This window comes from Actinokineospora sp. (genome assembly GCF_050699995.1).
GTDB lineage: Bacteria > Actinomycetota > Actinomycetes > Mycobacteriales > Pseudonocardiaceae > Actinokineospora.
In genome coordinates this window covers 1-26,703 of sequence record NZ_JBOHGC010000656.1, presented here as the reverse complement: position 1 = coordinate 26,703, position 26,703 = coordinate 1, and the positions used below count along the sequence as shown (strand labels likewise).

General features: G+C 69.7%; 25 protein-coding genes and 1 pseudogene. 15 read left to right on the top strand and 11 right to left on the bottom strand.

Going from position 1 to position 26,703, the window contains the following annotated elements:
* Window positions 1-79 precede the first annotated feature (79 nt).
* From ACRDSQ_RS31710 to ACRDSQ_RS31695, 4 genes are all read left to right on the top strand, one after another.
* Window positions 80-1,720, top strand: coding sequence for a hypothetical protein (locus ACRDSQ_RS31710; RefSeq protein ID WP_431426219.1), 1,641 nt, complete (start codon window positions 80-82; stop codon window positions 1,718-1,720).
* A complete protein-coding gene (locus ACRDSQ_RS31705) occupies window positions 1,713-2,267 on the top strand; it encodes an NUDIX hydrolase (RefSeq protein WP_431426217.1) in 555 nt (184 codons plus the stop codon). Before ACRDSQ_RS31710 ends, ACRDSQ_RS31705 begins: the two co-directional genes overlap by 8 nt.
* Before the next feature lie 183 nt (window positions 2,268-2,450).
* Window positions 2,451-2,957, top strand: coding sequence for a TrmH family RNA methyltransferase (locus ACRDSQ_RS31700; RefSeq protein WP_431426258.1), 507 nt, complete (start codon window positions 2,451-2,453; stop codon window positions 2,955-2,957).
* Window positions 2,958-3,028: 71 nt separating this feature from the next.
* Window positions 3,029-4,069 (top strand): NAD(P)/FAD-dependent oxidoreductase, encoded by a 1,041-nt coding sequence (locus ACRDSQ_RS31695; RefSeq protein WP_431426215.1) that lies wholly within the window; start codon window positions 3,029-3,031, stop codon window positions 4,067-4,069.
* Between the two features lie 112 nt (window positions 4,070-4,181).
* Here the strand turns inward: ACRDSQ_RS31695 and ACRDSQ_RS31690 are convergent, their stop codons facing one another.
* Together ACRDSQ_RS31690 and ACRDSQ_RS31685 are read right to left on the bottom strand one after the other, a co-directional pair.
* Window positions 4,182-4,640 (bottom strand): SRPBCC family protein, encoded by a 459-nt coding sequence (locus ACRDSQ_RS31690; protein WP_431426214.1) that lies wholly within the window; start codon window positions 4,638-4,640, stop codon window positions 4,182-4,184.
* Window positions 4,637-5,005, bottom strand: a complete 369-nt coding sequence (locus tag ACRDSQ_RS31685) for an ArsR/SmtB family transcription factor (protein ID WP_431426213.1) — start codon at window positions 5,003-5,005, stop codon at window positions 4,637-4,639. The genes ACRDSQ_RS31690 and ACRDSQ_RS31685 overlap by 4 nt, the downstream gene beginning before the upstream one ends.
* A 323-nt stretch (window positions 5,006-5,328) precedes the next feature.
* Here ACRDSQ_RS31685 and ACRDSQ_RS31680 point away from each other — a divergent pair, with 323 nt between their 5' ends.
* Window positions 5,329-5,703: an FKBP-type peptidyl-prolyl cis-trans isomerase gene (locus ACRDSQ_RS31680; protein WP_431426211.1), complete on the top strand. Its 375-nt coding sequence runs from the start codon at window positions 5,329-5,331 to the stop codon at window positions 5,701-5,703.
* On the opposite strand, the pseudogene ACRDSQ_RS31675 reads toward ACRDSQ_RS31680, so the two are convergent.
* Window positions 5,700-6,269 (bottom strand): annotated as a pseudogene (locus ACRDSQ_RS31675) (histidine phosphatase family protein); the annotation flags it as partial. The gene ACRDSQ_RS31680 and the pseudogene ACRDSQ_RS31675 overlap by 4 nt on opposite strands.
* Window positions 6,270-6,313: 44 nt before the next feature.
* The gene (locus ACRDSQ_RS31670; RefSeq protein WP_431426210.1) at window positions 6,314-7,042 is read right to left on the bottom strand and encodes an alpha/beta fold hydrolase; all 729 of its coding nucleotides are present in this window, start codon (window positions 7,040-7,042) and stop codon (window positions 6,314-6,316) included.
* A gap of 46 nt (window positions 7,043-7,088) precedes the next feature.
* Here ACRDSQ_RS31670 and ACRDSQ_RS31665 point away from each other — a divergent pair, with 46 nt between their 5' ends.
* The gene (locus ACRDSQ_RS31665; protein WP_431426209.1) at window positions 7,089-8,375 is read left to right on the top strand and encodes a cytochrome P450; all 1,287 of its coding nucleotides are present in this window, start codon (window positions 7,089-7,091) and stop codon (window positions 8,373-8,375) included.
* A 23-nt stretch (window positions 8,376-8,398) separates the two neighbouring features.
* Here ACRDSQ_RS31665 and ACRDSQ_RS31660 read toward each other — a convergent pair whose 3' ends face one another.
* From ACRDSQ_RS31660 to ACRDSQ_RS31645, 4 genes are all read right to left on the bottom strand, one after another.
* Window positions 8,399-8,938 (bottom strand): hypothetical protein, encoded by a 540-nt coding sequence (locus tag ACRDSQ_RS31660; RefSeq protein ID WP_431426207.1) that lies wholly within the window; start codon window positions 8,936-8,938, stop codon window positions 8,399-8,401.
* A gap of 209 nt (window positions 8,939-9,147) precedes the next feature.
* A complete protein-coding gene (locus ACRDSQ_RS31655; RefSeq protein ID WP_431426205.1) occupies window positions 9,148-9,798 on the bottom strand; it encodes a class I SAM-dependent methyltransferase in 651 nt (216 codons plus the stop codon).
* Window positions 9,788-10,834 carry a Gfo/Idh/MocA family oxidoreductase gene (locus ACRDSQ_RS31650; protein ID WP_431426203.1) on the bottom strand — a complete coding sequence of 349 codons (1,047 nt, stop codon included), beginning with the start codon at window positions 10,832-10,834 and terminating at the stop codon, window positions 9,788-9,790. Before ACRDSQ_RS31650 ends, ACRDSQ_RS31655 begins: the two co-directional genes overlap by 11 nt.
* A gap of 2 nt (window positions 10,835-10,836) precedes the next feature.
* Window positions 10,837-11,829, bottom strand: a complete 993-nt coding sequence (locus ACRDSQ_RS31645; RefSeq protein ID WP_431426202.1) for a transposase domain-containing protein — start codon at window positions 11,827-11,829, stop codon at window positions 10,837-10,839.
* 280 nt (window positions 11,830-12,109) lie between these two features.
* Here ACRDSQ_RS31645 and ACRDSQ_RS31640 point away from each other — a divergent pair, with 280 nt between their 5' ends.
* A complete protein-coding gene (locus tag ACRDSQ_RS31640; RefSeq protein ID WP_431426200.1) occupies window positions 12,110-12,499 on the top strand; it encodes an SSI family serine proteinase inhibitor in 390 nt (129 codons plus the stop codon).
* A gap of 436 nt (window positions 12,500-12,935) precedes the next feature.
* On the top strand, window positions 12,936-14,207 hold the full coding sequence (locus ACRDSQ_RS31635) for a nitric oxide synthase oxygenase (RefSeq protein WP_431426198.1): 1,272 nt from the start codon (window positions 12,936-12,938) through the stop codon (window positions 14,205-14,207).
* Here ACRDSQ_RS31635 and ACRDSQ_RS31630 read toward each other — a convergent pair.
* Window positions 14,180-16,102 carry a beta-propeller domain-containing protein gene (locus tag ACRDSQ_RS31630; protein ID WP_431426197.1) on the bottom strand — a complete coding sequence of 641 codons (1,923 nt, stop codon included), beginning with the start codon at window positions 16,100-16,102 and terminating at the stop codon, window positions 14,180-14,182. The genes ACRDSQ_RS31635 and ACRDSQ_RS31630 overlap by 28 nt on opposite strands.
* Before the next feature lie 164 nt (window positions 16,103-16,266).
* On the opposite strand from ACRDSQ_RS31630, the gene ACRDSQ_RS31625 reads away from it, so the two are divergent.
* The 5 genes from ACRDSQ_RS31625 (at window position 16,267) to ACRDSQ_RS31605 (ending at window position 19,404) form a co-directional block, all read left to right on the top strand.
* Entirely contained in the window at window positions 16,267-16,851 is a 585-nt protein-coding gene (locus ACRDSQ_RS31625) for a DNA-binding protein (RefSeq protein WP_431426195.1), read from the top strand.
* Window positions 16,852-16,877: 26 nt separating this feature from the next.
* Window positions 16,878-17,531, top strand: coding sequence for an RES family NAD+ phosphorylase (locus ACRDSQ_RS31620; protein ID WP_431426193.1), 654 nt, complete (start codon window positions 16,878-16,880; stop codon window positions 17,529-17,531).
* Window positions 17,532-17,752: 221 nt separating this feature from the next.
* Window positions 17,753-18,172 (top strand): helix-turn-helix domain-containing protein, encoded by a 420-nt coding sequence (locus ACRDSQ_RS31615; protein WP_431426191.1) that lies wholly within the window; start codon window positions 17,753-17,755, stop codon window positions 18,170-18,172.
* Window positions 18,166-18,960 (top strand): XRE family transcriptional regulator, encoded by a 795-nt coding sequence (locus ACRDSQ_RS31610; protein ID WP_431426189.1) that lies wholly within the window; start codon window positions 18,166-18,168, stop codon window positions 18,958-18,960. The genes ACRDSQ_RS31615 and ACRDSQ_RS31610 overlap by 7 nt, the downstream gene beginning before the upstream one ends.
* Window positions 18,961-19,155: 195 nt before the next feature.
* Window positions 19,156-19,404 carry a hypothetical protein gene (locus ACRDSQ_RS31605; protein ID WP_431426188.1) on the top strand — a complete coding sequence of 83 codons (249 nt, stop codon included), beginning with the start codon at window positions 19,156-19,158 and terminating at the stop codon, window positions 19,402-19,404.
* 146 nt (window positions 19,405-19,550) lie between these two features.
* Here the strand turns inward: ACRDSQ_RS31605 and ACRDSQ_RS31600 are convergent, their stop codons facing one another.
* Entirely contained in the window at window positions 19,551-21,485 is a 1,935-nt protein-coding gene (locus tag ACRDSQ_RS31600; protein ID WP_431426187.1) for a S9 family peptidase, read from the bottom strand.
* A 92-nt stretch (window positions 21,486-21,577) separates the two neighbouring features.
* Window positions 21,578-22,600, bottom strand: coding sequence for a TerC family protein (locus ACRDSQ_RS31595; RefSeq protein ID WP_431426186.1), 1,023 nt, complete (start codon window positions 22,598-22,600; stop codon window positions 21,578-21,580).
* A 267-nt stretch (window positions 22,601-22,867) separates the two neighbouring features.
* Between ACRDSQ_RS31595 and ACRDSQ_RS31590 the strand changes: the two genes are divergently transcribed.
* Both ACRDSQ_RS31590 and ACRDSQ_RS31585 read left to right on the top strand, forming a co-directional pair.
* Window positions 22,868-25,714 (top strand): alpha/beta fold hydrolase, encoded by a 2,847-nt coding sequence (locus ACRDSQ_RS31590; protein WP_431426185.1) that lies wholly within the window; start codon window positions 22,868-22,870, stop codon window positions 25,712-25,714.
* Window positions 25,711-26,679 carry an ABC transporter permease gene (locus ACRDSQ_RS31585; RefSeq protein WP_431426183.1) on the top strand — a complete coding sequence of 323 codons (969 nt, stop codon included), beginning with the start codon at window positions 25,711-25,713 and terminating at the stop codon, window positions 26,677-26,679. The genes ACRDSQ_RS31590 and ACRDSQ_RS31585 overlap by 4 nt, the downstream gene beginning before the upstream one ends.
* The last annotated feature ends 24 nt before the right edge of the window (window positions 26,680-26,703 follow it).

The following is a 26,703-nucleotide window of genomic DNA, read 5'->3' as shown; positions in this document are numbered from 1 at the left end:
GACTGAGCCCTGTAGTCACCCGTCGATCGCCCTACCGAACCAACGGAAACGTAACGCCCGCACGTGGTGAGTGGTGGCAGTGAGAACCGCCAACAGCGCGTCGAGTTGTTCGGCTGTTAGATCTTCGCGCACGATCGCCGCCGAGACCTGTGGCGCTTTGGCGGCGAGCATGGCCAGGGCTTTGGCTACCCACCCGCTCGGTCGTCCGGCCCACGCTCGGCAGAGGCATGGCGGACCGCTCGGGCTTCCGTGGACGGTCGCGACCGGGACAAGTGGCGCGAGCAGCTTCGGCCACGACTGCGGCGATCGCGAGCAAGGTCGCGGTTCCGAGGATTACGAGCACGATCATGCCTCGAGCATCATCGTGCGCGGCATTTCTCAGAAGCGCAGATCACGGGGCATGCCGGGGCATCGCGGAACAGATCAGATCCCCTACGCTCCGGGCTTGCCCGGTTACACTCGGCGGGTGTCCGAGCCCAATGGCCAACTCCGCGCTGCCCGCGAACGCCTTCCGTCGCGGCGCGTGCCGGGTGGGCCGATGAGCCGCGCCGAATTGGCTGAGACCGTCAATGCCTGGCTCTGGGACACCGCGGGTCAACGCTTCGATCTGGACGCGCGGGCCGTGGCCCGCTGGGAACGCGGCGTTGTGCGCTGGCCCGGCGCGCACTACCGGTCAGCTTTGCGCCACGTGCTCGGTGCGGCCACAGACACCGAACTCGGTCTACGGCCGGCGAGCAGGGCGGTCATGACACCCAGCCCGCCGACCGGCCCTCCAGCCACGCCCAGCCCACCGCCGTGGGCGATCGCAGCCACCCTCACCAGGTCAAGCCTGGACGCCGCCGCGCTCGATCACCTGGAGCAGGCGGCCTATGGCTACGCCAAGCGCTACCCGCAAACCGCTCCAGCGGAGCTGTGGCCGGCAGTCAGCGCGTTGATCACCCACGTGAACGGCGCGTTGACTCAGCCGATGCCGTTGTCGTTGCGGCAGCGGGCATCCGCGCTGATGGGCCTGCTCACCGGTCTGGCCGGTTCGCTGTGGACCGATTTCAACAAGCCAGTCGACGCCGCCCGGTATTTCGATGTCGCCGAACTGGCCGCGCGCGAAGCCGACACACCCGACCTGACCTCCTGGGTCCTCGCCACCCGGTCGATCACCTCCTTCTATGCGGGCGACTACGGCGCGGCACACGCCTTCCTAGTTCGCGCCGAGCAGCAGGCAGCGATCCAGCCCAGCCGACGCCGCCAAGCCTGGATCGCCGCGCTGTCAGCGCGGACCGCGGCGGCGCTCGGCGATTTCGACTGTGCCCACCGCGCCCTCGACGCGGCCCACCGGCATGTCGACCGCGTCAGTGAACCCGGCACCGGAACCGACTTCTTCGACGCCGCCCGCCTGAACGGGCTGGCGGGTTCCACCTACTTGGCGATGCGCGACACCACCCGCGCGGCACCCGTTCTGCGCGAGGCTCTTGCCAGACGAGCGGCCCACGATTCGAAGGGGCGCGCACTTCTCGGCCTCGACCTCGCCACTTGCCATGTGCACGACGGCGAAACCGAGGAGGCGTCCCGTGTCGCCATCACTGCCCTTGACTGGGCGCGCGACGCGATGGTGGAACCGATCATCGTGCGCGCCCGCGAGTTGCGCCGGGACCTGGTGCGTCTGTCGGGCCCAGCTGGGTTGCAGAACCTCGACGCCTGTCTGCGGGAGGTGGTCCGTGCCTGACGACGCCGCACGGTGGACGAGGCACGGCACGCGCCGCGTGTTCGCCTCCGACTGGGTCAACGTCGATCTTGACGACGTGGAGGTCCCCGGTGGCCCTCGATTCGAGCACCACGTGGTCAGATTTCCCCGCGTCTCGACCGGCGCGGTGGTTGTGCGAGACGACCGGGCGTTGTTGTTGTGGCGCCACCGGTTCACCACCGACCGCTGGGGTTGGGAGATTCCGGCAGGCTGGGCCGACGACGGCGAGGATCCGGCCGAGGCCGCACGCCGCGAGGTGCTGGAGGAAACCGGCTACCGCGCCGACACGATCACCCCGCTGGTCGTCTACAGCCCGCTGACGGGGATCAGTGACCAGCTCTACCGGGTCTTCCTCGCCACGGATGTCCATGAGGCAGCGGCGCATGACAGCGCGGAAGCCAGTCGCGTCGAATGGGTGCATCTCGCAGACCTGCCGGAACTCATCGCGGGCGGCCAGGTCAGCGACGGTCCGTCGTTGACCGCGCTCACGACCTACCTCGTCCTGCGCGGCCGCACCGGCGATCAGTGAAACGCCCCTCTTGGCCCGAGCCGGTCACCGACTTTCACGCCCCCTGAGCGGAATCCGAGTACGATCTCCATCGCCGCTGATCGCGGTGTTGGTCGACGATGGCCCCGGCGAGCCGCGAATCGCCGTGTGACATGGTGAGAACATTGAGCTGGAGGCCTTCCTCCGCCAGGCGATTAGCGGGCCATCCGGGTCCGCACCCCGTCCGAGATCCGGTCCTCCCGCCGTTCCCGCAGGCATTCCTGCTGGGACCACCTCTACGCCGCCCCGCTGTGGCCCCTTCACGGCGCCAACCTGGGCACGCTCGCCCGGACCTGCGACGCCGTCGGCGCTTGTCTTGTCCTGCCTCGTTTTCCCTGGGTTCCCGAGGCGCTCGCTCGTGGAAACACCCTGCGCAAACCGATCTGCGTGCACTGGACCGGCGATCCACTGGGTTGGCTCGGCCGCCAACGCGAGCGCGGCGCGCGGATCGTGGGGGTCGAACTCGCGGACGAGGCCGTGCGGCTCGCCGATGTCGGTGCGGCGCGGACCAGGACGGTGGTGGTCCTGGGCCACGAGCAGAGCGGGATCCCACCCGCGGCGTTGGAGCTGCTCGACACCTGCGTGGAGATCCCGATGGTCGGCGTCGGGGCGAGCCTCAACGTGGCGGTGGCGGGATCTCTGGCCCTCTACAAGCTGTCCGGGCTGATGTGACCCACGTCGCCTTCCCTGCTGTCACATCTCGGCGCGCCACGGTGTCCACATGGTGACGAACGGAGATGGACATGACGAAGCACATCGTGGTTCTTGGCGCCGGCTACTCCGGCCTCCTCGCCGCCAAGCTGGCGGCCGGCCATGCCGGCGCGACGGTCACCCTGGTCAACGCCCGTGACCGGTTCGTGGAGCGGGTCCGGCTGCACCAGTTCGCCGCCGGGCAGGAACTCGGCGACCGGCGGCTGACCGACCTGCTCGACGGCACCGGCGTCAGCCTGGTCGTCGACGAGGTCACGGGGATCGACGCCGACGCCAAGACGGTCCGACTCGCGAACCGGCCCGAACCTGTCCCCTACGACACGCTGGTCTACGCCCTGGGCAGCCAGGCCGACCTCGACACCGTCCCCGGTGTCCGCGAGCACGCGGTGGCCGTGGCCGGTCTGGAGCAGGCCGCGACCCTGCGGGAACGGGCGCACGGCACGGTGGCCGTGGTCGGCGGCGGGCTCACCGGGATCGAGGCCGCCACCGAGCTGGCCGAGACCTGCCCCGACCTCAAGGTCCGCCTCGTCACCGGCGGCGTCCTCGGCGGCGCGTTCTCGGAGCGCGGGCGCAAGCACGTCCGCCGGGTGTTCGAGCGGTTGAACATCGACGTGCGCGATGAGGTGCGGGTCGCCGAGGTGCGCGCCGACGGGGTGGTGCTGGCCGACGGGGAGCACCTCAGCGCGGACACTGTCGTGTGGACGACCGGTTTCCGGGTGTCACCGCTGGCCCGTGCCGCCGGGTTCGACGTCGACGAGCACGGCCGGATGGTCGTGGACGACACCCTGCGCTCGGTGTCGCACCCGGACGTCTACGGCGTCGGCGACGCCGCGGCGGCCCACATGTCGAACGGCCAGGAGCTGCGGATGGCTTGTGCCACCGGCATTCCGTGCGCGGTTTACGCCGTGCGAGCGATCGGCGACCGGATGGCCGGGAAGCAGGCCCGCCCGCTGAAGTTTCGCTATTTCAACCAATGCGTGAGCCTCGGCCGCCGCGACGGACTGATCCAGTTCGTCCGCGCCGACGACAGCCCCACCGAAAAGCTCCTAACAGGACGGATGGCGGCGCTGTAAAAGAGCTCGTCGTCCGAGGGGCTCTCCTGGCGCAACGCCGCCCGGGGTTGACCTCCCTGACGTAGCCAGGAGACAGACCAGGGCTGGGCCGCCGAGGCGGCCCAGCATCCCGTCAGACGTTCTCGCGGTCCAGGGCGGCGCCGAGGGCGTCGAGGAGTTCGGCGGTGCCCTCTTCGCGGTACTTGGGCTGGTCGAGGCCGTCGAGGAAGGCGCCCTGCTCGGTGTAGGTGAGCAGGGTGCCGTCGCCCTTGGGCGTGATCTCGACGGTCGCGAGCGACACCGAGATGCGCTGGTCGTCCATGTACATCTCGTACGAGGAGACGATTCGCTCGTTGGGCACGATGTCCTGGTAGCGGCCGCGCATGGTGTGGACGGGTCCACCCTTGGGGCCGCCACTGCTGGACTCCTCGCCGCCGACGCGGAAGTCGAGGCTCAGCGGGGTGTTCTCCCAGTCTTGCGGGCCTGCGAACCAGCGCGCCTTGAACTCCGGGTCGGCCCAGGCGTTGAAGACGCGCTCCGGTGTCGCCGGGTACACGCGCTCGACAACGAAGGTCGCGTGGGTGACGCTCATGACTGTGTTCCGTTCTCTTCGGATTCGGTTTCTGCTTCCGGGGCGGTCTCGGCGAGGAAGTCGCCCAGCCGGTCGAGCCTGTTCTCCCAGGTCGCCTTGCGCTGGGTGATCCACTGTTCGGCCATGTCGAGCACCTTGGGCTGGACGCGGCAGGTGCGGACCCGTCCGACCTTTTCGGACTTCACCAGCCCGCTCGCTTCGAGGACCGCCAGGTGCTGCACCACCGCGGGCAGTGACATCGCCAGCGGTTTGGCCAGTTCACTCACCGATGCCGGTCCCCTGCCCAACCGCTCGACCATGGTCCGCCTGCTCGGGTCGGCCAGGGCGTGGAAGACCTTGTCGAGATCGCCGCGTTGGTTAAGCACATGCTTAAGCATTCACGCATGCCCCGGAATGTCAAGGCGTAACGACACGCCTCTCGGAATTCGCCTCGATCACCGGAAGCTGATCAACTGGCGCACAGAGACCTTCAACATGGGGCGTTCAGCGCGACTCGCGCGCGTCCGATGAGGACCGCGGGTGGGGCCGAAAAGAGAGGCGCGACCCTGCCGTCGGGGGGTGACAGGGCCGCGATGGTGAAGTCGCCGGCGGGGCACGGGGTGTTACGCCTTGGGCGGGTCGTCAAGCGTGGACTGTCCCGGTCGGGGCAAGATGGCGGCGACTGATCCGAAAATCGCAAGGAGTGAGCATGGCTTTGCAGAAGCCCGAGGTCGACCCGATCGAGGGCGCCCCGCCCGCGGACCTGGTGGTGGAGGACATCGCCGTCGGCGACGGCGAGGAGGCCAAGCCCGGTCAGCTCGTCACGGTGCACTACGTCGGCGTCGCCCACTCGACCGGCGAGGAATTCGACGCCTCCTGGAACCGCCAGGACACGTTCAGCTTCCCGCTGGGCGGCGGCCGCGTCATCGCGGGCTGGGACCGCGGCGTGGCGGGGATGAAGGTCGGCGGCAGGCGCAAGCTGGTCATCCCGCCGCACCTGGGATACGGCGACCGGGGCGCCGGTGGCGCCATCAAGCCGGGCGAGACCCTGATCTTCGTGGTCGACCTGGTCGGCGTGAACTAGTTCGCACGATCCCTGGGCTCCCGGTCCGCCGGGAGCCCAGGCACAGCGATCCTGATCCACTCCCGCACCCGCGCATCGACCTGGTAAACCACGTCGTGGGGCTGGCTCGTCGCCAACACGGTCGTCGGGTCCGCCGCGAGCAACGTGCGCAGGAGCATCCTGCCGATCATCTCGTGCGAGACGATCAACGGCCGTCGAGCGCCATGCGCGGCGATCCGGCGAAGCGCGACGGCCGCGCGCCGGTTGGCGTCCGCGTAGCTTTCGCCGCCCGGGAACCGCCAGTCGAATTTGGCCGCGACGCGGCGGGCGAGCTCACCGGGGAATCGCTGCTCGATCTCCGCCAAGGTCAGACCCGCCATCTCGCCGTGATCCACCTCCGCGAGGTCGTCGTCGACGATCACCGGCAGCCCCAGCGCTGCCCCGCAGCGCGCGGCGGTGCTCGCCGCTCGGCCCAGTGGACTGCTGAAGACGGCGTCCACCCGCAACTGTTCGACCGCGGCGGCCAGCTGCCGGGCCTGCGCCAACCCGGTCTCGGTCAGTGGCGAGTCGAGTTGCCCCTGCTTGCGGCCCGCCCGGTTTCACCGGGTTTCCCCGTGCCGGGCCAGGAAGATCACGTGACCGCGCTCAGGAGTTCCTCCAGCAACGGTCGCAGGGCGTTCGGGTCCTCGACGTGGGCGCTGTGGCCGAGGCCGGGCAGGATCACCGGGTCCGGCACCAGCGTCCGCAGGTGGTCCGCCGGGCTCATCGGGTCGGTCTCCCCCGCCGCCAGCCGCACCCGAGCCCGCGCCGCGCCGAGCAGGCCCGGGAGGTCCGGGCGGCCGACGGCGAAGGCGCCGGGGTCGAGGCTCAGCCGCCAGCCGTCTTCCTCTTCCACGACGAGCCTGCTGTCGATCGACGCCGACGGCAGCCCGGCCACCTTCGCCGCGCGGTCGAGGGCTTCCTCGGGTGAGGCGAACAGCCGGGACGGCTTGGCCGCGAGTTGCGCGGATTTCGCCAGGTCCTCGGGGGTCCAGCTGACTTTGATGCCGATCCCGCACACCGCGGCCACCGCAACCCCGAACCAGCCGCCAGCCAGCGCGAGTCCGACCACGCCGCCGAGCGAGTGGCCGAGCACGACGACCGGCCCGTCGACCGACCCGGCCACCTCGGCGGCGAGGCCGCCGAAAGAGTAGCGGGTCAGGGCGGGTGAGTGGCCGTGGCCGGGCAGGTCGGGGGCCACCCAGCGGCCAGGCCACAGCGGGGTGACGCCCTCCCACACTTCGGCGGTCGCACCCAGGCCGTGCAGCAGCAGCAAGGTCGGCCCATCGGCGCCGCCCCGCGTGACGTACAAGTTGTCCACGCGCTGATCTTGCCGCACGCACCGCCGGGCGGTACAGAATGCGGGCATGGACGCCGCGCCGATTCTCGACCCGGACACCTACGTGACCGCCGTGCCGCACGCCCTGCTGACAGGTCTTCGCGGGGAGGCCGCCGTCCGCTGGGTCGACGAGCCCGACGGTCCCGGGTTCTGGGCGATCCTGCGGCACGCCGAGGTGCGCCACGTCCTGCGCACACCGGAGGTCTACTCGTCGTGGCTCGGGGCGACGCAGATCCGCGACCCGGCGCCGGAAGCGCTGGACTACGTGCGCCGGATGATGCTCAACCAGGACCCGCCGAACCACTCGCGCCTGCGCGGCCTGCTGACCAGGGCGTTCACCCCGCGCGCGCTGGCCCGCCTCGCCGACCGGATCGACGGCTGGGCGCGTGACCTCGTCGCCAAGGCGGTGGAGCGCGGCGAGTTCGACTTCGCCAAGGACGTCGCCGCCGACCTGCCGCTGCTCACGCTGGCGGAGGTCTTCGGTGTGCCCGCCGAGGACCGGTGGCTGATGTTCGACTGGAGCAACCGGGTGATCGGCTTCCAGGACCCCGAGTACGCCGTCAGCGACACCGAGGGCGCGGGCTTCACCGACCTGGCCCGCCGGGCGCTGCGGCTGCGACCGAAACCGGAGGCCGACGGGCGCATGCCCGACCCGCGAACCCGCGACGGGATGCCCGACCTCTACGCCTACGCCACCGGGCTCGGCGAGATCAAACGCTTGCATCCGGGCGAGGACGTCATGAGCACCCTGATGTCGCATGTGGACGACGACGGCGGCCGGGTCTCGATCGAGGAATTCGAGAATCTGTTCTGGCTATTCTCGGTGGCGGGCAATGAAACGCTCCGCAACGGTATTCCCGGTGGGATGATCGCTTTGCTGTCCCATGTGGACTCTTATCGCCGACTGAGAGCCGAGCCCGATCTTCTGCCGAACGCCGTGGAGGAAATGCTGCGGTGGTGGACCCCGGTGATGCATTTCCGCCGGACGGCCACAGTGGACACCGAACTGGCCGGGACGCCGATCGCCGCGGGCGCGAAGGTGGTCGTGTGGTTCTCCTCGGCGAACCGGGACGAGCGGGTCTTCCCCGACCCCGACCGGTTCGACATCACCCGGCCCGCGGGCGAACACCTCAGCTTCGGCCACGGCCCGCACTTCTGCCTCGGCGCCCACGTCGCCCGTGTGCAGCTGCGCGCGATGTTCCGGGCGGTCCTCGACCTGCCGTGCAGACTCGATTTCGCGGGCGAGCCGGTGCGGCTGCGGTCGAACTTCCAGAACGGGATCAAGAGCCTGCCGGTGACCACGACCGCCTGGTGACGGCCGTGGCCACGCCGGTCAGGTCAGCAGCCGCCGCAGTTGTAGTATGTGACGTCCCAGTGGTTGCTCTCCAGGTAGTAGATGTTCCCCGAGCCGGAACGCCACTTGTTGCCGCCGATGTAGCTGAAGTTGTTGCGGATGTAGTTGCCCACGCAGGTGTAGAGCGAGTAGTCGAGCTTGTAGCCGTTCCAGTGGCTGTAGGTGCCGCTGGCGTGGCCGGTCTCGGTGCCGCCGGTGATGTTGAGCGCGCAGCCGGAGGCCCGCTTGAGGGTCTCCGCGCCTTGGACCGTGGTCAGGTTGATCTGCTCGAAGGACGTGCAGGTCGAGTTGTAGCGGTTGCTGCAGTTGCCGCTGGAGGACCAGGTGATCCCGGCGGCGCGGAACCGGGCGGCGGCCTCGCTGTGGGAGAGCTTGGTGACCAGCGCGCTCATCGGCGTGGCCGCCGACGGGGCGAACACCCGGTCCCGCTCCTCCACGGCGGCCGAAGCCTGCCCGGTGGCGAATAAGGAACCGAGAATGGCGACCGCGGCGACGATCGCGGCCTTGATCGGGGTGGTGCGCATGGAGTGTCCTTTCGGTGGGCAGCCCTCTTCAACCCGGGGCGCTCCGGGTGTCGGAGGGTGTGCGGCAGCGGCGGGAACGCTTGTGCCCCAACGGACGCGGTGGGACGACAGGGGAACGTCCGGTGGCGCGGCTAGCAAGATCGAGCGTAACCGGGCGGAATCCATCCACGGCCAGGACGACCGGAAGTTTCCCGACCGTTCGCCAGAAGTCAGGGGGTCGCGACGAACGCGTAGTGGGCGTGGACCGCTTCCTGGCCGGTGTAGTTCGGGCCAGCGGCCGCGTCGGCGCCCAGGTAGGCGAACGGCAGCCGCACCTCCCGGCCGCCGCGAATCGAGACGCGCCGACGCCTGCCATCGTAGTCGAACCCTGCCGCGCGCAGCGCGCCGGTGAGGCGCCTCCCCCACGGTTTCCCGAAGGGGTCACGCACGGCCGCGGCGTCGAAGTCGGCGACGAGCAGCCCGTCCTCGGCCAGCCAGGAGGCCGCCCTGGCCAGCAGGCCGAGCCGATCGCCGACGTAGTGCAACCCGCGCACGCAGGTGATCAGGTCGAACCGGCCGTCGGTCGTCCACTCCGACAGCGACGCCACCCGAAGGTCGACCCGGCCCGGGGACGGCGCGAAGCAGTCCACCAGGTCGACCCCGACCAGCGGCACGTCGCCCACCAGACCCGCGGCCTCGATCAGGGCGCGACCGCTGCCGCAGCACAGGTCCAGCCACCCGCCCACGCCCACCGACGCGATCGGATCCACCCCGAGTTCGCGCCGGTAGGAGTCCAAGCCGCGCCCGCGGTTCATCGCGTTGTTGGCCACCACGGACGACCGCGCGAGCGTCGCGTCGTCGACCAGGCCCTCAGAGCTCAACCGGTGTTCCCGTGGCCGCCGATCGCAGCGCCGCCTCGATGGTGTCCACGACCATCACCGACTCGGCGGGCGGCACCGGCGGCCGGCCCTCACCTCGGACGCACGCGGCGACCGCCTGGTAGAACGCCAGGTAGTCGCCCCGCTCGGTGGGCACCTTCCGCACCCCGTCGTCGGTAAGGACTTCGCCCCACTGCGACTCCGGGTACTCGCCGAAGCCCTCGTCGGTGGGCAGCCTGGCCTCGACCGACGCCTTCTCCTGCGGGTCGAGTCCCCAACTCCGGTACCCGGCGTCCGCGCCCACGACGACGAACCGCGGCGCGACCGGCATGGTCACGCTGCTCATCCGCAGGTACGAACGCACGCCGTTCGCGTGGGTGAGCAGGACCGTGGCGTCCTGCGCGACGGAGACCGCCGGGTTCGGCGACCGGGTCTCGGCGAACACCGACACCGGCTTGCCGAACAGCACGATCGCCTGGTCGACCAGGTGGCTGCCCAGGTCGTAGAGGATGTCGGCCAGGTCGGCCGGGTCGGCGCTGACCTTCCACGACGTGCGGGTCTTGCGGGAGACGCGCTCGAACCGCGATTCGAAGCGCCCGATCTCGCCGAGGTCGCCGTCGGCGATCAGCCGCCGGACGGTGCGGAAATCGCCGTCCCAGCGCCGGTTCTGGAACACCGTGAGCATCCGGCCCGCCCGCTCGGACCGCTGAACCAGGTCGCGGATCTCTGCGCCGGTCGCGGCCACCGGCTTGTCGACCACCACGGCCATCCCCGCGTCCAGCGCGGCGCTCGCCTGCTCGACGTGGAACCGGTTGGGCGAGGCCACCACGACGACGTCGATGTCCGACCGCCGCCACAGATCGTCCACAGTGGACAACACGGCCGCGTCCGGATACCGCGGGCCGACTTCCGCGGCCCGTTCCGCGGAACCGGTCACCACGGCGGCGACCCGCAGGCCGTCGGCCGCCTCGACGAACGGGGCATGGAAGGCGCGGCCGGCGAGGCCGTAACCGATGATCGCTACTCGAAGGTCGTCCACCCTCACATTCTTTCAGCCATCGCTTCCTTACCGTCCCACCGCCACGACTGAACCGCCTGGTAGACGCATAACATCGCCCAGAGCTCCTGCGCGACGCCGTGCGGGTCCTGCGACCGCAGCGCCACCGACTCGGTCTCCAGGGCGTCGAACACCGACGCGAACCGCCAGCGGTCCCGGTGCAGCGCTGTCAACTCCGCCGCGGGCGCCCGTTCCGGGTCGAGCAGGGTGGTGACCAGCGCCGTGTCGCACGACTGGACCACCCGCACCGCGATCGAGCGCGCCATGGGGTCGTGCTCGGGCAGCAGCCGCGAGAGGTACGAGTGGTCCGACAGCACCCGCAACCGGGGTAGCTCGACCGACTCACCCGTCCGCCAGAGCAGGTGCGCGCCCTGCTCCCCCGCCGACCGCCACACGTCGTACGCGGGCTCCGCGCGGTGCGCGACGACGAGCGTGTCCGGCGAGATCGTGCTGATGAGCCGGGCGTCGAGTTCGGCGTCCGAGCTGCCGACGGCGACGTCGAGCAGCGCTCCGTCGCCGTGCGCGGCGAGCACCGCCATGCGCACCTCGGCGGTGTCGAACGCGGCGAGGTTGGCCGCCGTGTCCGGCACGTCGATGGTGCCGCCGTCGAGCGTGCAGACCCGCAGACCGCGCCACACGGCCGGTGAGTCGAGGTCGGCGACCGCCCGGCGCAGGAACAGCCTGCGCATCACTTCCGACCCCAAACGCTTGCGCGCCTTGGTGATCGACCCGGTGCTCGGCTCCGCACGCTTGCCCGTGGTGACCCCGGCCCACCGCATGCCCGTGGTGAGCCGGGTGAGGACGGCGTCGTACCCGGAGCCGCCGAAGAGCCACATGGCGAGACTGAAATAGACCATGGTGCGCGCGGGCAGGGCTCTGGAGCGCTGCTCGCGTACCCCGGCCGCATCGATCGCGGCGTCGACCTCGTCCGGGGGAAACGCCTTGATCAGCATCCCGATGGCGATGCGGTCGGACAAACGGTCGCGCGAGGCTTTGGACGCGCGTGTTATCCCACCCACTTATAGGACCTTTCACCCGATGTACGTGTAAGGAAGTACCCTATCCGACCTGATGTGTCGGAGATTGCGGCGCCATGAATAGCACTGATCGACCCGTCGGCGCGATACCCCCCGGTTGGAAAAGCAAATTCGGATCGGCCTAAGCTCGGATTCGTCCGGCCGTCGAGACGGCTCGGACACGGTTTCCGGCGCATCCATTCGAGCGGAAACCGCTCCGTCGGAGAAGGAGTGTTCATTCATGTTCCGTAAGACGCTCATCGGCGCATTCGGCATCTCCGTCGCGGTGGTCTGCACACCCGTGGCGAGCGCGCATCACGTGATCCCGGAGTCCGCCTCCCTCGTCCTCACCGTGACGGGGTCGGAATCGCCGACCATGACCGGCACGCTCCAGTGCCGCCCAGCCGGTGGCCTGCACCGCAAGCCCGCGGCGGCCTGTCGCGAGTTGTCACTGGTCAACGGGGACTTCGACAAGCTCGACGTCGGCCCGGACCGGGCCTGCACGCTGCAGTACGACCCGGTCTACGTCACGGCGACCGGGCACTGGCACGGCAAGAAGGTCGACTTCGCCACCAGCTACGGCAACTCGTGCCAGTTCGCGGTGGCGACCGGACCGGTGTTCGCGGTCTGACTCGCAGAGATCGTTCCGACCAGGTCGTGCCGTGCCTGATCGGATGGTGACAGACCGGTGGGCCACGCCCGCCGGTCTGTTTGCGTTCGGGCAGGCGACATCGTTACTCCGTTGACACCCAGTCACCCATTCACCGCATTGATACCACCAGATCGAACGAATGCAGAGAATCTGCGTTACTGGTTGTGGCGTAAAAGGGACGTGATCAACGCCACGTCCAAGTCGATATTTCAGCCGCTAGTTGACGGGTCAACTTGCGTCTGAGCGACGTCAACAGCGAATCCGCGTGCACATATCCGCATGCACGCCAGTACCGAACGTTGTTCAACCGAACAAACGGCGGAGATTTCACTCGATTGGCCGTGCGTCCTACGGGTGACGTCCAAACGAGTGAGAGATGGAGTCACGGCGTCGCGTAGAAGGTAGTTTCTCGCGAGTGACTGGTGAGATCTGGGCGTTACCTCGCGGAGGCGACAGGGCGGCACCACCGCAGGCAGGTGGCGGCGTCGCCGATCTCGACCAAGCCGAGGAGTTCCTCGAGCTCTTCCACGCGGAGAACCCCGCCGCCGGTCCGCTGTCCGAACGGGTCCGCTGGGTGCGGGCGGAGTCCGAACTCACCGGCACCTACCGGCACACGAGCGCGGAACTGGAGTTCGGCGCCCGGGTCGCCTGGCGCAACAGCGCCCGCTGCATCGGCAGGCTCTACTGGCGAAGCATGCGTGTGCGCGATCTCAGAGCAGTGCGCGCACCCGCCGAGGTCGCCGAGCACTGCGTCGAGCATCTGAGGCTGGCCACCAACGGCGGCAAGGTCCGCCCGCTCATCACGATCTTCGCCCCGGACGCCCCGGACGCGCCCGCGCCGAGGATCTGGAACGAGCAGCTGATCCGCTACGCCGGTCACCGCCGCCCGGACGGAACCGTCCTGGGCGACCCGCGCTACACCGAGTTCACCCAAGCCGTGCGCGACCTGGGCTGGAAGCCGGAAGCAGAGCCGGGCGCGTTCGACGTGCTGCCGCTGGTCGTCTCCGGGCGCGACGAGGGCACCGTCGTGCACCCGCTGCCGCGCGACACGGTCCGGGAGGTCGAGCTGACACACCCCGACCACCCGTGGTTCGCCGAGCTGGGCCTGCGCTGGCACGCCGTGCCCGCGATCAGCTCCATGCGGCTCTCGATCGGCGGCGTCGACTACCCCGCGGCGCCGTTCAACGGCTGGTACATGGGCACCGAGATCGGCGCGCGCAACTTCGCCGACCACGACCGCTTCGACGTGCTGCCCGCGGTCGCCGAGCGGCTGGGGCTCGACACCAGCCGGGAGACGTCGCTGTGGCGCGACCGCGCGCTCGTCGAGGTCAACGTCGCGGTGCTGCACTCGTTCGCCGAGGCGGGGGTGGCGATCACCGACCACCACACGGAGTCCGCGCGGTTCCTCACGCACGTCGAGCGTGAGGAGAAGGCCGGGCGCAGCTGCCCGGCCGACTGGAGCTGGATCGTGCCGCCGATGTCGGGCGGGATCACCCCGGTCTTCCACCGGTACTACGACACCGAGGCCCTACGCCCGGAGTTCGTCGCCGACGAGTCGGCGACGCGGACGGCGCTGAGCGGGGTGCCGCCGGTGTTCCCCGAGTCGACCGATGGGCCGATCCCGTGGTCCTACCTGCACACCCCGCTCCCGCGCCAACATCAGGTGAACGGCACCCAGGCGATCTGAGTCAGGGCACCGGTGTCCGTGGCGAGCATCCCGCTGCCCGACACGGTCCACAGCGTGTCGCCGACCACCAGCGACCGGCGGATCTGCACTTCGCCGTACTCGCTGCCGCGCGGATGGGTCAGCCGGGCCGCCTCGGTCAGCGAATCACCCTGAAGGCGCAACACCACGGCCGCCGGCCGGTGGTCCGGTCCCGCCTCGTTCAACGGCAGCACGACGAGCCCTTTAGCCGCCCAGAAGAGGAAGGCGTGCGGCTCGAACTCGACCTCCGAGGACGCCCCGGCCACGTGGAAACCAGTGACTTTGCGCGCCTGGACGGACTTCGTGTCGAACAATGACACCTGGGTTCCGGTCGCCCGGCCCTGGTCGGTCGCCTCTTGGCCTACACCGAGCAGCCGTCCGTCGCCGACCGGATGGAGGTACGCCGAGTATCCGGTGATCTTCAGCTCGCCGGTGACCTTCGGCTTGGCCGGGTCGGACAGGTCGACGGTGTAGAGCGGGTCGGTGCGGCGGAACGTGACCACATAGCCGGTGTCGCCGATGAACCGCACCGAGTGGATGCGCTCGGTCTTGCCCAGCCCGTCGAGCCTGCCGATCTCGGCGAGTTCGGCGCCGCGCCTGGTCAGCACGGCGACGGAACTGGAGGATTCCTTGCCGGGGTCGCAGCATCCCGGGTCGTCCATGGTCGTGGCGATCCGCAGGTTGCCGCGGTGCTCGGAGAGCGAGTACTGGTTCAGCAGGGTCCCGCGAACCATGCCGGACGCCTGGTAGACCGGCTTGCCGGGCTTGGCGATGTCGAACTGGTGCACGGTGGTGGTCGACGCCTGCGGGAGTCCGGGAACGGGCTTGCCACGGCCGTCGGCGGGCAGGATGCCCGCGTGCGACTGGCGGTCGTCGGCGACATAGAGGCTGTTCGCTGTGCCGTAGACGGTGTCGCCGTCGGCGGCGAGACCCACACCGTCGCCGGTGCCGAGTGCGTTGCGCATGTCGAAGCTCAGCACCGACAGCGTGGAGGTGCCGGTGTAGTTCGCCGGCCTGCTGAGCGCGGTGCAGTCGTAGAGCGGGCCTTCGGCCGGGGTTCCGGGGCTGTGGCGCGGGATCCAGTCACCGATCTTGGACTTCTCGATGACCTCCTTGTTGCGCCGGGTCGCCTCCTGCTGGTCGATTACCTGTATGGGCATGACGAACGGCAGCCGGGGCTTGGACCGCACGACGACCCGGGCGACGGAACCGACCTGGCGCGCGTCGATGTAGGAGCCGTCGACGGTCAGCGAGCCGGAGACCCGGGCCCCGCCCGCGAGGTCGACCTGCACCAGGGTGATCCGCCCGGCGTACATGTGCGGGTGCGGGGTGTCGTAGACGACGTTTTCGTTGGGGTAGGCCGTGATCAGCGCGCGGTCGCCGTCGAGGAGCATCGCCGTCGGCTGGCCATCGGGGATCTTCAGCGTCGCCGTCACGGTTTTGGTGGCCGCGTCCACCACGCGCAGCGTGCCGTCGACGATGCTGACGATCCGCTTGCCGTCGGTCTTGACGAGGTCCGGTTCGTCGGCGGCGGACTCGTGGTTGTTGGTGCCCGAGTAGTTCCCCGGCGCCGCCGAGTCCTTCTGCTGTGAGCCTTCCGCGGGCGCGGCGCCGCGCTCCATCAGCATCGGCGACTCGAAGCCGTACGGTCCGACCTTCTGCACGGCGGCGGCCTTCAGTTCGGTCAGTGCCTTGTCGCACGAGTCGAACGCCACCAGGCGCACGGCAGAGGCTTCGACGACCCCCGGCCGGTCACCCTTGTCGGCGGTCTTCTGCCCGCCCACCCAGTACGCGGTGCCGATGACGCCCGCTCCCGCCACGGCGATGGCCACCGTGGCCACGCCGATCCGGGGGAGTCTTCGTAAGTCGCTGCTCATGTGCCAAGGACGAAGCCGTGGGGCAACAAGGTTGCATGGAAGCCGGACAACTGTCAGTGTTTGACCCTGAGCGGAAAGTGGCGATCTACGTTACTTTTTCCCGGAATCCGGTGAACTCCCCCACAAATGCGCACGAACCCGCACATTCGGGATACTCTAGGCGCATGACTGTCGCGTTGGAGACCGTACTCGCCAAGGCAGGCCTGCGGATCAGCCCGGTGGAGTTCGCCGAGATGATCGAGGAAGCCACCCGCAGGCTGTCCCCGGCCACCCCGGACCCGGCGGACTACTTCTCCGCCGAGCAACGGGACACCCTCACCGAGGTCGGGCTCGACCTGACCCCGCGCCGCCCCGACGAGGTCGACTCGCGGGCGCGCGCCGTGGCCGCCCAGACAGTGCTGCGCGATTCCGCGCTGACCGTCGGCGACGCCGCCCAAGCGGTCGGCGTCGACACCAGCCGCATCCGCCACCGGCTCTCCGCGGGCAGGCTCGCGGGCTGGAAGGACCGGGGCGGCTGGCGGCTGCCCGCCTGGCAGTTCGCGGCGTCCGGCGTGCTGCCGGGCCTCGACGTGGTGCTGCGCTCGGTCCCGTCCGACCAGCCGCCGCTGGTGGTGGCCGCGTTCATGACCACCCCGCAGCCGGACCTGCGGATCAACGACGAGCCCGCGACGCCCAGACAGTGGCTGCTCGCCGGCGGCGACCCCACCCGGGTCGCGGCGCTGGCCTCGATGCTCGGCACACCGGCCTGACCCTGCGAAGACTGGACCAACGCACGATGTCACGGCTCCCCCAGCCGCCGGTTCCTGCTGCCCTCAAAACGTTGCTGCGGGTCGATGAGGACGTAGTCGCCGTCCACAGTGGAACGCACCTGGTCCGCGTCTTCGCGGCCGGCGGCGCCCACCGGCAGCGCTGGAACTCCTTCCGCTACACCGGGCCCCTGCCGCACGCCCGGTTCGACCCCCACCCGGTCAACCGCGACGGCGGCCCCACCACGGAATCCGGCCACGGCGCGCTCTACTTCGGACTGACCGTGCGCACCAGCGTCGCGGAGGTGTTCCAGCAGACCTCGGTCGTCGACCGGTCGACCCGCCGCCCGCACCTGGTGGTCTTCCGGCCGCAGCGGACCCTGCGCCTACTGGACCTGTGTGGACTGTGGCCGACCCGCGCCGGCGCGTCCCAGGAGATCAGCAGCGGCAAGAAGACCGTCACCCAGGCGTGGGCGCGGGCGATCCGCTCGGCGCACCCGGAACTGGACGGGGTCTGGTACAGATCGTCCATGGACAGTGGCGAACCCGCGATCTGCCTGTGGGACCCACCGGCGCGCGGCACGCTGCCGACGTCGCCGGATCTGCTGCTGCCGCTGGACTATCCAGGCCTGGACCTGCCATTGGCCCGCATCTGCGAGGAGCTGAACTACACGCTCCTCTGAAAGGTTGGGATCGTCATGGACCTGCCGCGCCCGATCGGTTTCGTCCTCGGCGGCGGAGGCAGCCTCGGCGCGATCCCGGGCAGCGTGGTCACTAAACACCAGTACCTATTCCGCAGCTCATCCTTGGATATGCTGATCGTGAAACCTCTCGCCGAAGTTGTACACCCCCCGGCCGACGGGCCGGAGGTTCTCGGCGGAGGCACCTCGGCGAAGGGGTTGCTGTGGAGATCGATGATGCGCTCATCGGGCGCAGGGTTCGTGAGATCCGGTCATGGCGAGGGATGTCACTTGAGGCCACTGCGGGCCTCGCCGGGTTCGCGAAGTCCTACCTGAGCATGATCGAGCGTGGCCAACGCCCGATCACCAAGAGGTCTGTGCTGGAATCCCTCGCGGGCGCCTTGCGTGTGTCGCCCGCGGAGCTGACCGGGCACCCTTACGCCCCCACCGACGCCACATCGGCAGCCACGCACGCGGCGGTCACGGGACTGGCGGACGTCATCTCGGGTTGGTGGCTGGGTGAAACGCCCGACGCTGAAGTTCGTGAGTGGCCCGAGATTTGCGACGACCTTGTTCGCCTGAACAACGTCCTCCGCCCGGCGAGTGACTACGCATCACAGGCTGAGGTGTTGCCCCCGTGTTGATCCGCGAGTTGCTGACCATATCGGCGGTCGATGGTCCGCACCGGCGTGAGTCTCTGATCGGCCTGGTGTACGCCTATCACGCTGCCGGAAGTTTGGCCGCGCGGCTTGGGATTCCCGGCATGCCGACGCTCGCCGCAGATCGGCTACGTGATGTGGCGAACGAACTGGGAGACCCGGTGTGGATCGGCGTTGCCGCTTGGTCTCGTGCTCATTTCCTGTCGGGTGCCAACCGGCTGCGCCAGTACGAGCTCGCGGTCAGGGTCGCCGACGAAGCCCCGGCCGAACAGCCCGAGACCCGCGGCATGGCCAACCTCACTGCGGCGCTCGCTTCCAGCGCACGTGGTGACGATGACCTGGCGCAGACGCATCTGCGCGAGGCGGCGGCACTGGCCGAGCTGATTGAACCCGATGTGAGTTCGTGGCCGACCGGTCTGATGAACTTCGGCCGCACCAACGTCGGCATCTGGCGGCTGTCGATCGCGGTTGAGTTGGGCTGGGGCGCGCGGGTCGATGAGCTGGCGGCCGACATCCGCCCTGAGACAATCGGGGTGTCCCGCCAGGCCGCGTTCTGGCTCGACTACGGGCGTGGTTTGGTGGCCGAGCGGAAGACGCGCGCCCGCGGCATCGCGGCGATTATGCGGGCGGAGAAACTGGCGCCCCAGCAGATCAGGAACAACGTCTGGGCCCGAGAGACCGTGGCCGGATTGCTTGCGGCGACACGTCGCGACGCGGGTGGTCGGGACTTGCGCGGGCTTGCTTGGCGGCTTGGTGTTGCCCCGACCGGATGAACGACGCACAGCGTTCACAACCTGTGAACCGGCGAGGTTAAGTCACTCTTATCAACCTGCCCGACGTCGAGATGGTCACCTGCCCCGCATGCCTTGGCAGCGGTCTCGACGCATCTCGTCGACACCCCTACTGTCAGAGGTGTGGAGGTATCGGCGAAATCCCCAAGTGATTGCCCACATTGCGGCGGCGCGGGCGTGCTGCGCCGGCAGCAGGCCGCCCCGGACGGCCAAGGCGGCACCCTCCTGCGCGAAATGGAGCACCCATGCCCCGCGGGATGCGGTCCCGAGTGGAAACACCCGCACGCCGAGCTCGACCGCGTGATCGAGCCTGGTGACACCGAGCCGCCTCAGCGGATCGACGGCGAGGCGAAGGCAGCGCAGCAGTTGCACCCGGCGCTCGGCGCCGAGCTGAAGCGGATCTACGAGCGCTACGGCCGGAGCTAACGAAGGGGCAAGGTCAGATGCCTTCCTTCTCCCCCAACGAAACCACTCCACCCAAACAGACCGTTCGGTTCTGCCCCTTACCTTTAGCGGGCGGGAACCTACGCTCGGGCGCCGCCGAAGGCGGCGCCATCACAGCCGGCGCCACATTACAGATGCTTGCCGAACCACTCCAGTACTGCGTCGAAGCGTTGTTTGCGGTGGCGAGGCTGACCGGAGCGGGTCAGTTCGTGGCCCTCGCCGGGGAAGATCAGCATTTCCGCCGGAACGCCGTTGCGGCGCAGTCGCACGAACAGGCGTTGGGCCTGTTCCAGTGGGCACCGGTAGTCGTGTTCGGCGTGGACCAACACGATCGGCAGGTCGATCTTGGCCGCGTGCGTCAGCGGGCTCATCGCCTTGAGGGCGTCGGGGTCGGTGCCGCAGTACGCCTCGGCGAACCACCAGCCGATGTCCGAGGTGCCCTCGAAGGATTCCCACGAGTTCAACGCGCGCTCGCTCCACGCGGCCTTGAAGCGCGATCCGTGGTGAGCTGCCAGCCAGTTGGTCATCCAGCCGCCGTAGGAGCCGCCCATCACGCCGACCCGGTTGGGGTCCAGGTCGGGGCGTTCGAGAACCGCGTCGAGGACCGACAGCACGTCGTCGACATCGACCGTTCCCATGGCGCCGACGATGGCGCGGCCGTGGGACTGGCCGTATCCGGCTGAACCGCGTGGGTTGGGCAGCACCACGGCGTATCCCGCGGCGGCGTACACCTGGGCTTCGTCGTACATGCCCCAGCCGTGGTACATGAAGGGGCCGCCGTGCACCGCGAGGAGAACCGGGTGGGGGCCTTCGCCCTCGGGCAGGACGAGCCAGCCGTGGGTGGCGTACCCGTCGGACGCTGAGGCCTTGACCTCGATAAGCGGGCGCACCCCGGCCGCGCGCAGGGGGCCGGAGAAGTCGGTGAGGGCGCAGGTCTCGTCGCCGGTCACGAGCACGACCTCGCCCGCCGAGTCCCAAGTGGACACGGTGACGACGATCCGGTCGCCGTCGGCGGCGAATCCCTTGACCAGCGCTTGGTGTCCGGCGACCAGGGTCAGCTCCGAGAGCGTCGCCTCCGCCGCACCCGTGGCGACCCGGCGCAGTTCCACCGCGCCCTGGTTGCGGACCCCGACCAGGACGCCGTCGGCGGTCACCAGTGGCTTGCCCGCGGCGACCTCGCAGTCGACGGTCTCCGGGTCGGTGAGCCTGCGCGGCTCCCCCGGCACGCCGTCGAGGCGCAGTGGAAGCGCCCACAGGCCGGTGTTGTTGGCGACCGCGGCCGTCCCGGCGAACGCCTCGCCGAGGTAGACCACCATGCCGTCGTCGGTGACCACCGGGTGGTTCGCCGAACCGGCGCTGCGGGCGACCAGGATCGGTCCTCCGCCCTCGGCGAGTACCGCCCACAGGTCGACGTTGACTGTGTCCTCGACGCCCCAGTCCCGCTTGGCGCCGACGACGATGTGCTCACCGGAGGGCGTCCACGTGGGCTCGGCGGGCTCCGCGGCCCCCTCGGTCAGCACGACCGGCTTGGCATCCGGGTCGGCACTGTCCACGACGAACAGCTGGATCGGACGGTCGGCCAGGTAGCCGCTGTCGTCGAACCGGTAGTCCAGGCGGCTGATCCACCGCGGCGCCTCGGACGACGGGTCCGGGGTGCCGTCCGGCCCTTCGGCCCCGTAGCGGCTGGGGTCGGGGATGCGCGCGGTGAAGGCGATCCGGCGGGAATCGGGCGCCCACACCGGGGTGCCCGCGCCCAGCGGCAGATCGGTGACCTGCCGCGCCTCGCCGCCGTCGACCGGGATCACATAGACCTGCGGCTTGGCGCCGGGCCCGGCGCTGCGCAGAAACGCGACCCGACTCCCGTCCGGCGAGACCGCCGGGGCGACGTCGCGGAAGCCCCGGGTGAATTCCCGGGATTCCCCGCCGTCGATCGGAATTCGGCGCAGACCGCCGCGGTAGGTGTTCGCCTCGAGATCCGGGGTCGAAACTCCCACCAGCAGCAAGTCGCCACGCATCGCGGGCGCACCTGGCGCCGCCAGCAGTTCGATGTCTTCTGGACGCACCAGCCGACCGTACCGGACAGTCACCTGACCGACGGACGTTTGATTATTCCCATACCCGCCAAGAAATATGGGAGCAGCCGGTAAGCCTGTCCTCAGTGCTTGTGCGCGGCCGGTTCACCGATGTCCGAATCGTCCTCCGCGTCATTCGCCTCGGTCTTGCGCGATTTGATGAGGCTGGCGACGGTCGTGACGACCAGGACACCCACGATGACCGACAGCGACACCTCGATGCCGATGGTCGGCACGTGCAGCGGCTCGCCGCCGTTGATGAACGGCAGGGTGTTCGTGTGCAGCGCCTCGAGCACCAGCTTGACGCCGATGAAGCCGAGGATGACCGCCAGGCCCACCGACAGGTAGACCAGCTTGCGCAGCAGGCCGCCCAGCAGGAAGTACAGCTGGCGCAGACCCATCAGGGCGAACGCGTTGGCGGTGAAGACCAGGAACGGTTCCTTGGTGAGGCCGAAGATGGCCGGGATCGAGTCGACCGCGAAAAGCAGGTCGGCGGTGCCGATGGCGATCATGACGATGAACATCGGGGTCACGAACCGTTTGCCGTCGAGCTTCACGAACGACTTGGCGCCGTGATAGGTGTCGGTCACCGGGAAGAGCCTGCGGACGAATCGCGTCATCGCGTTCTCTTCGTATTCCTCGTCCTCGCCCAGGCCCTGTCGCGACAGCTTCCAGGCTGTGTAGATGAGGAACAGGCCGAAAAGGTAGAAAACCCAGCTGAACTTGGCGATGGCCACCGCGCCGACGGCAATGAAGATTCCGCGCATCACCAGGGCGATCACGATGCCGACGAGCAGCACCTTGTGCTGGTGGATCTTCGGGACGGCGAACGCCGACATGATGATCAAGAAGATGAAGAGGTTGTCGACCGAGAGCGAGTACTCCGTGATGTAGCCGGCGAAGAACTCCCCCGCGTACACCGGTCCGGAGAACGCCCAGATGGCGCCGCCGAACGCGACCGCGCAGCCGATGTAGAAGGCGACCCACCGGCCCGCCTCGCCGATGGTGACCTCGTGGGGTTTGCGGTCGACGATCAACAGGTCGATCGCGAACAGGACGAGCAGGCCGCCGATCGTGGCGAACCAGGCCCAGGCAGGTACTGCCATTGATTTAACCTCCGGTGTACGGGCAAGCGCCGAGCACCGGAGGTCTCTTCCGCCGGACAACTCGTCCGACCGCCGGCGCCGGGTCCCCGAGGGGTCCGTGTTGACGACACCGGCGCGAAGGAATACTCCCCTCCGAGCACATTCTGCTGTCGATTGTTCCTTGTCAGGTGCCAGCACACCAGCCGGGGTCCCTGTTCCGCACGTTGGGATTTGTCACAGCGGCCCTGCTGGGAACGCTCTCAGCAAGTCTCGAATACCTTCGTCAGCGTGCCCCGTTTTCCCCGAATCCGCCCGAGACAGGTGGCCACCGCCCTGCTCGTGGCCGCCGTCGCCGCCGCAGGCATCGTCTGGCTGAACCGGGGTGACGAGCCGCCCCCGGTGCAGACCAGCGAAGCCCTCCTGACCTTGCCCGGCGGGCCTGGCGAGACCGCCCCGGTGTCCCTCGACACCACCCTCTACCTGCCCGAACGCACCCCGGCGCCCGCGGTGCTGGTCGCCCACGGGTTCGGCGGGAGCAAGCTGAGCGTCGACGCCGACGCGCGCGAACTCGCCCAGCGCGGCTTCGTCGCGCTGACGTGGTCGGCCCGCGGCTTCGGCCGCAGCGGCGGCCGGATCGCGCTGAACTCCCCCGACCACGAGGTCGCCGACGCCCGCGGGCTCGTCGACTGGCTGGCGAAGCGGCCCGAGGTCGTCCTCGACGGCGAGAATGACCCGAAAGTAGGAGTCACCGGCGGGTCGTACGGCGGCGCGCTGTCGCTCTTGCTCGCGGGGACCGACAAGCGGGTCGACGCGCTCGCCCCGGTGATCACCTACAACGACCTGAGCCAGGCGCTCGTGCCGAACTCGGCCACCGTCGGCGAGGTCGCCGGGTCGCCGTCGGCCAACGCGTTCGCCGACGACGGGGTGTTCAAGAGGTCGTGGGCGGGCATCTTCTTCGCCTCCGGCATGAGCGCCGCGGGCCTGGCGAACCCCTCGTCGGAGGCCACCGAGGCGGGCGACGAGGAGCCGCGCGACTCGGGCGGGGCCGCGGCGCCGATCGAGACGGGCAGGCCGGAGCGGATGCCCACGCCCGACGACGGCAACCCGTGCGGGCGGTTCGTGGAGTCGGTCTGCCGCGCCTATGCGCAGGTCGCCACCACCGGGCGGGCCGACCAGGCCACGATCGACCTGATGCGGTCGGTGTCGCCCAGCTCGGTCACCAAGAACATCACCCAGCCGACGATGCTGGTGCAGGGCGAGCAGGACACGCTGTTCGGCCTCGACCAGGCCGACGCCACCGCGCGCCAGATCAGCGCGGCGGGCGGCAAGGTCAAGGTCGTCTGGTACACCGGCGGCCACGACGGCGGCAAGCCCGGCCCGGGCCTGCGCGGCGAGATCGCGGACTGGTTCGAATTCCACCTGCGCGGCCTCGGCGACGACCCCGGCACCCCCTTCGAGTACGCGGTCCAGGGCGCGCTGCGGGCCCAGGGCGCGCCGTCGGTGCGCACCGTCACCGCGAGCGGCTACCCCGGTCTGACCGGGGGCGCGGCCACCGAGCGCAGGTCCGTGCGGGTCGACGGGGTGGCGCAGACGATCGTGAACCCGCCGGGCGGCAACCCGGCGTCGATCAGCAGCATGCCCGGGCTCGGCTCGGTCATCAGCGGCTCGGCCCGGCTCGCCGGCCGGGTGGCGATCGACCTGCCCGGCCAGTCCGCGCGGTTCGCCAGCCCACCACTCGACCAGCAGCTGCTGATCGCCGGCGCTTCGACGGTGAAGCTGCGGGTCTCGACGGTGCCGAACCTGCCCGCGCCGGATGGGGCGGTGCTGTTCGCCAAGCTCTACGACGTCGGCCCGGACGGCGTGCGGACGCTGCCCGGCTCGGCCGTGTCCGCGTTCCGGGTGCCCGGGCTGCCCGCGGACGGCACGCCGGTCGAGGTGACGGTGGCGCTGCCGGGGATCGTGCGGCCGATCGAGACCGACCACCGGGTCGAGCTCGTCGTGACCACCACCGACCAGGCGTACGCGACGCCCTCGCAGCCCGCCGCCTACAAGGTCGAACTCGCGTCGGACACCTCGCTGCAGGTGCCCGTCGTCGCGGGCGCTCGGTCGAGTTCGGCTCCCCCGGCCGGTCCGCTGATCGGCATCGGGGTGGTGCTCGGCCTCGGGCTGATCGCCGCCATCGTCGGAGTGATCCGCAGGCGCCGCGAGGACGATGTCGACCCGGAGCTGACCGATGTGCCGCTGGTGATCGAGAACCTGTCGAAGTCGTACCCGGGCGGTCTGCGCGCGGTCGACTCACTGTCGTTCCGGGTCGAACGGGGGCAGGTCCTCGGCCTGCTGGGACCCAACGGCGCGGGCAAGACGACCACGCTGCGGATGCTCATGGGCCTGATCTCGCCCAGCGACGGGCAGATCCGGGTGTTCGGCCACAAGATCCACTCCGGTGCGCCGGTGCTGTCGCGGATCGGGTCGTTCGTCGAGGGGGCGGGATTCCTGCCGCACCTGTCGGGCCGGGCGAACCTGGAGCTGTACTGGGCGGCGACCGGGCGACCGGTCGAGCGGGCGCACTTCGCCGAGGCGCTGGAGATCGCCGGGCTGGGCAGCGCGGTCGAGCGCAAGGTCCGCACATACAGCCAGGGCATGCGGCAGCGGCTGGCGATCGCCCAGGCGATGCTCGGGTTCCCGGACCTGATGGTGTTGGACGAGCCGACCAACGGGCTCGACCCACCGCAGATCCACCAGATGCGCGACGTGCTGCGGCGCTACGCGGCGACCGGCCGCACGGTGCTGGTGTCGAGCCACCTGCTCGCCGAGGTGGAGCAGACCTGCGACCACGTCGTGGTGATGCACCGCGGCAAGCTCGTCGCGGCGGGCTCGGTCGACGAGATCGTGGCGGGCGGCGGCGAGGCGACGTTCCGGGTCGACGACCCGGAGTCGGCGGCCGAGGCGCTGCGCGGGGTCACCGGGATCAACGCGGTGACGGTCGAGGGGTCCCTGGTGCACGCGGACCTCGACGGCCTGCCGCGCTCGAAGGCGCTCAGTGTGCTGGTCAAGGCGGGGGTGGCGGTCGAGCAGGCGGGGCCGCGCAGGCGCCTTGAGGACGTCTTCCTCGAGCTGGTCGGAGAGGGATCATGAACGAAAACGGCCACAAGGACGTTCCCGTGGTGGTTCACACGAACGTGTCAACCGTGCACACCGACCCGGCGGCGATCGCCGAGATGGAGCTGGCGGCGGGCAAGGAGTCCACCGGATTCAGCCCGGATGGGTCCGTCGAGGGGTTCCGGCAGGGTCGGACACTGCCGCTGCGGGTGGAGCTGGTCCGCCAGCTGCGGCGGCGGCGCACCCAGTTCCTGCTGTCGTTCCTGGTGCTGCTGCCGTTCCTGCTGTGGGCGGCGTTCGAGTTCGGCTCGTCGGACAACGCCCGGCGCTCCGGCGGGTTCGTCGACCTGGCCACGGCCAGTGCGCCGAACTTCGTGGTGTTCATCCTGTTCGCCACGGGGAGCTTCCTGCTGCCGATGATCGTGGCCCTGTTCTTCGGCGACACCATCGCGTCGGAGGCTTCGTGGTCGAGTCTGAAGTACCTGCTGTCGATGCCGGTCCCCCGGCAGCGGCTGCTGCGGCAGAAGGCGATCTCGTCGGGTCTGCTGTCGCTGCTGTGCCTCGTCCTGCTGCCCGCGGTGGCGCTGGCGGTGGGGATCGTCTTCTACGGCACCGGTGAGGCGGTCAGCCCGACCGGCGACGCGGTGTCGTTCGAGGACTCGATGCTGGCGCTGGTGTTCTCGATCGCGTACATCTCGGTCAACCTGCTGTGGGTGGCGGCGCTGGCCCTGTTCCTGTCGGTCAGCACGGACGCGCCTCTGGGCGCGGTCGGCGGCACGGTGCTGGTGTCGATCCTGTCGCAGATCCTCGACCAGATCACCGCGCTCGGGGACCTGCGGGACTACCTGCCGACCCACTGGTCCTTCGCCTGGTCCGACCTGATCGCCACCGACATCGACTGGTCGAACATGACGAAGGGCGCGTTCTCCGCGATCACGTACGCGGCGGTGTTCTTCTTCCTGGCGTCGCGCCGATTCCGCACGAAGGACATCACCAGCTGAGCCGTGGGTCGCCCCCTCCGGTGG

Coding starts and splice junctions, on each gene's coding strand:
- ACRDSQ_RS31695 (WP_431426215.1), top strand. CDS start 3,029: ATGACGAAGCACATCGTGGTTCTTGGCGCCGGCTACTCCGGCCTCCTC.
- ACRDSQ_RS31690 (WP_431426214.1), bottom strand. CDS start 4,640: ATGAGCGTCACCCACGCGACCTTCGTTGTCGAGCGCGTGTACCCGGCG.
- ACRDSQ_RS31680 (WP_431426211.1), top strand. CDS start 5,329: ATGGCTTTGCAGAAGCCCGAGGTCGACCCGATCGAGGGCGCCCCGCCC.
- ACRDSQ_RS31665 (WP_431426209.1), top strand. CDS start 7,089: ATGGACGCCGCGCCGATTCTCGACCCGGACACCTACGTGACCGCCGTG.
- ACRDSQ_RS31660 (WP_431426207.1), bottom strand. CDS start 8,938: ATGCGCACCACCCCGATCAAGGCCGCGATCGTCGCCGCGGTCGCCATT.
- ACRDSQ_RS31640 (WP_431426200.1), top strand. CDS start 12,110: ATGTTCCGTAAGACGCTCATCGGCGCATTCGGCATCTCCGTCGCGGTG.
- ACRDSQ_RS31630 (WP_431426197.1), bottom strand. CDS start 16,102: ATGAGCAGCGACTTACGAAGACTCCCCCGGATCGGCGTGGCCACGGTG.
- ACRDSQ_RS31625 (WP_431426195.1), top strand. CDS start 16,267: ATGACTGTCGCGTTGGAGACCGTACTCGCCAAGGCAGGCCTGCGGATC.
- ACRDSQ_RS31620 (WP_431426193.1), top strand. CDS start 16,878: ATGTCACGGCTCCCCCAGCCGCCGGTTCCTGCTGCCCTCAAAACGTTG.
- ACRDSQ_RS31595 (WP_431426186.1), bottom strand. CDS start 22,600: ATGGCAGTACCTGCCTGGGCCTGGTTCGCCACGATCGGCGGCCTGCTC.
- ACRDSQ_RS31585 (WP_431426183.1), top strand. CDS start 25,711: ATGAACGAAAACGGCCACAAGGACGTTCCCGTGGTGGTTCACACGAAC.